General features: G+C 51.3%; 2 tRNA genes and 2 rRNA genes. All 4 read left to right on the forward strand.

The annotated features are described in order from the left end of the window. Positions 1-340, forward strand: a 16S ribosomal RNA gene (locus ACTQ34_RS17570); the annotation flags it as partial. A gap of 155 nt (positions 341-495) precedes the next feature. Then, positions 496-571: transfer RNA gene (locus ACTQ34_RS17575), tRNA-Ala, on the forward strand. Positions 572-618: 47 nt separating this feature from the next. Then, positions 619-695: transfer RNA gene (locus tag ACTQ34_RS17580), tRNA-Ile, on the forward strand. 279 nt (positions 696-974) lie between these two features. Further along, positions 975-3817, forward strand: a 23S ribosomal RNA gene (locus tag ACTQ34_RS17585). The last annotated feature ends 76 nt before the right edge of the window (positions 3818-3893 follow it).

The raw sequence follows: 3893 nt of genomic DNA on the forward strand, positions 1-3893 counted from the left end.
ATGCCCCTTATGGCCTGGGCTACACACGTACTACAATGGCAGTCATACAGAGGGAAGCAATACCGCGAGGTGGAGCAAATCCCTAAAAGCTGTCCCAGTTCAGATTGCAGGCTGCAACCCGCCTGCATGAAGTCGGAATTGCTAGTAATCGCGGATCAGCATGCCGCGGTGAATACGTTCCCGGGCCTTGTACACACCGCCCGTCACACCATGAGAGCCGTCAATACCCGAAGTCCGTAGCCTAACCGCAAGGAGGGCGCGGCCGAAGGTAGGGGTGGTAATTAGGGTGAAGTCGTAACAAGGTAGCCGTATCGGAAGGTGCGGCTGGATCACCTCCTTTCTAAGGAGACCTGAGCATTGAATAAATGCTCATATCCTATGGTCAATCGGAGTTCGCTTGCAAGTATCGTTGTTTAATTTAGAGGGTGCAATCGAAAGATTGTGAACCTTCAAAAAGTGGAAAGAGTGGAAATACTTCCGAAGTCCCTGTAATATGGGGGTGTAGCTCAGCTGGGAGAGCACCTGCCTTGCAAGCAGGGGGTCAGGAGTTCGATTCTCCTCATCTCCACCAAAGGGCGTCGGAAGACGGAAACGACGACCGTTCGCCGGAAATCAAATGGGCTTGTAGCTCAGGTGGTTAGAGCGCACGCCTGATAAGCGTGAGGTCGGAGGTTCGAGTCCTCTCAAGCCCACCAAATCGCTTTCACGAGCGATAGCGAGTATAAGCGATTTTTGGGAGTGAGATTAAAAAAATCTCAAGCCCACCATTTGCACCTTGAAAACTGAACAATAACGAAAGCAAAAGCAACAATAGAGGAAACAAATTGTTATTCCGCTTAAGAAATTAAGCAAAAGATATAATGGTTTTTCTGAAAATTGTTGGGATACGATCGAAAGATTGTACTACAAAATAGCTAAAAGAACCGAGATTACTCTAATAATTCGCGATATCGAAAGGTATCCGCTTAACAGCTGGTCAAGCTGTAAAGGGCGCAAGGGGAATGCCTTGGCACTGAGAGCCGATGAAGGACGCGACAAGCTGCGAAAAGCTACGGGGAGCCGCAAATGGGCTTTGATCCGTGGATGTCCGAATGGGGAAACCCGGCAGAGCAATACTCTGTCAGCCGTAACTGAATCCATAGGTTGCGGTGGGGAACCGCCTGAACTGAAACATCTAAGTAGGGCGAGGAAGAGAAATCAACCGAGATTCCGCTAGTAGTGGCGAGCGAACGCGGAAGAGGCCAAACCGGAGGTAGCAATATCTCCGGGGTTAGGACGGCAACATGTAGCTTTCATTTTTAGCCGAACGCTTTGGGAAGAGCGACGATACAGGGTGATAGTCCCGTAGGCGACAAGAATGAGGCGCTAGCCGGATCCAGAGTACCAGCGGACACGTGAAACCCGCTGGGAAGATGGGGGGACCATCCTCCAAGCCTAAATACTACTCAGTGACCGATAGTGGAGCAGTACCGTGAGGGAAAGGTGAAAAGTACCCCGGGAGGGGAGTGAAAAAGAACCTGAAACCTTGTGCCTACAAGCACCGAGAGCACGTTAAAGTGTGATCGGGTACTTTTTGTAGAACGGTCCGGCGAGTTAATGTTTGCAGCGAGGTTAAGGAACTGGAGTTCCGGAGCCGCAGCGAGAGCGAGTCTGAATAGGGCGCATGAAGTTGCAGGCATTAGACCCGAAACCGGGTGACCTATCCATGAGCAGGCTGAAGCGGTGGTAAGACACCGTGGAGGGCCGCACCCACGTCTGTTGAAAAAGCCGGGGATGACTTGTGGATAGCGGAGAAATTCCAATCGAACTCGGAGATAGCTGGTTCTCCCCGAAATAGCTTTAGGGCTAGCGTTATTTTAGATTACCGGAGGTAAAGCACTGAATGGGCTAGGGGCCGCGAGGTTACCGAACCCTATCAAACTCTGAATGCCGGATAATTGATGAATAGCAGTCAGACTACGTGAGATAAGTCTCGTGGTCAAAAGGGAAACAGCCCAGATCTACAGCTAAGGTCCCAAATTCATGCTAAGTGGAAAATGATGTGAAACTGCGAAGACAACCAGGATGTTGGCTTAGAAGCAGCCACTCATTCAAAGAGTGCGTAATAGCTCACTGGTCGAGTGGTTTTGCGCAGAAAATGTAACGGGGCTAAGCATGAAACCGAAGCTTAGGCATTGTACTTTGTACATTGGGTAGGGGAGCGTCGTATGCGGGGCGAAGTCAGAGCGGAAGCACTGGTGGACTTCATACGAGTGAGAATGCCGGAATAAGTAGCGAGAATTATGTGAGAATCATAATGGCCGAAAATCTAAGGTTTCTTGGGGAAGGTTCGTCCGCCCAAGGTTAGTCGGGAGCTAAGGCGAGGCCGAAAGGCGTAGTCGATGCACATACGGTAGAAATTCCGTAACCACCGAACTTTAAGCATAAGGGACGCTTTCTTTAAGGTGAACCCGGGCGATGGTTGCCCCGGGCGTAAGGGACCGAAATATAGTAGGGAAGTCACTGGCGAGAGAGACGAGAAAAGCTTATGTGTATACTAAGGTGCCCGTACCGCAAACCGACACAGGTAGATGGGATGAGTATTCTAAGGCCAACGGGAGAAGGGTTGTTAAGGAACTCGGCAAATTGGCCCCGTAACTTCGGGATAAGGGGCGCCTGCGAGAGCAGGCCGCAGTGAAAAGGCCCAAGCGACTGTTTAGCAAAAACACAGCTCTCTGCTAAATCGAAAGATGACGTATAGGGGGTGACGCCTGCCCGGTGCTGGAAGGTTAAGGGGAGTGCTTAGCGCAAGCGAAGGTGCGAACTTAAGCCCCAGTAAACGGCGGCCGTAACTATAACGGTCCTAAGGTAGCGAAATTCCTTGTCAGGTAAGTTCTGACCCGCACGAATGGCGTAACGATTTGGGCACTGTCTCAACAGCCCGCCCGGCGAAATTGTAGTACCGGTGAAGATGCCGGTTTCCCGCAACTAGACGGAAAGACCCCATGGAGCTTCACTGTAGCTTGATATTGGATCTCGGTATTCCATGTACAGGATAGGTGGGAGCCTTGGAAGCAAGTGCGCCAGCATTTGTGGAGGCAACCTTGGGATACCACTCTTGGGGTATTGGGATTCTAACCTGCGGCCATGAATCTGGTCGGGGGACACTGTCAGGTGGGCAGTTTGACTGGGGCGGTCGCCTCCTAAAAGGTAACGGAGGCGCTCAAAGGTTCGTTCAGCACGGACGGAAATCGTGCACTGAGTGTAAACGCATAAACGAGCCTAACTGCGAGAATGACGGTTCGAGCAGTAACGAAAGTTGGAGTTAGTGATCCGGCGGTATGTGAATGGAAATGCCGTCGCTCAACGGATAAAAGCTACCCTGGGGATAACAGGCTGATCTCCCCCAAGAGTCCACATCGACGGGGAGGTTTGGCACCTCGATGTCGGCTCATCGCATCCTGGGGCTGAATTCGGTCCCAAGGGTTTGGCTGTTCGCCAATTAAAGCGGTACGCGAGCTGGGTTCAGAACGTCGTGAGACAGTTCGGTCCCTATCTGTTGCGGGCGTAGGAATATTGAGAGGAGCTGTCCTTAGTACGAGAGGACCGGGATGGACGTACCGCTGGTGCACCAGTTGTTCCGCCAGGGGCATAGCTGGGTAGCTAAGTACGGACGAGATAAACGCTGAAGGCATCTAAGCGTGAAACTCCCCTCGAGATAAGTGTTCCCATCCTTCGGGAGTAAGGCCCCTTGTAGACTACAAGGTTGATAGGTCAGGAGTGGAAGTGCAGTAATGTATGGAGCGGACTGATACTAATAGGCCGAGGGCTTGACCTAAAAAATTAGAGGCAATCTCAGAACATACTCTTAGCTTGCCGGTAGTTATTGTTCAGTTTTGAAGGTGTAAATCTTC

Origin of the sequence: Agathobaculum sp. LCP25S3_E8 (assembly GCF_052117165.1) — a bacterium.
Classification (GTDB): Bacteria; Bacillota; Clostridia; order Oscillospirales; family Butyricicoccaceae; genus Agathobaculum.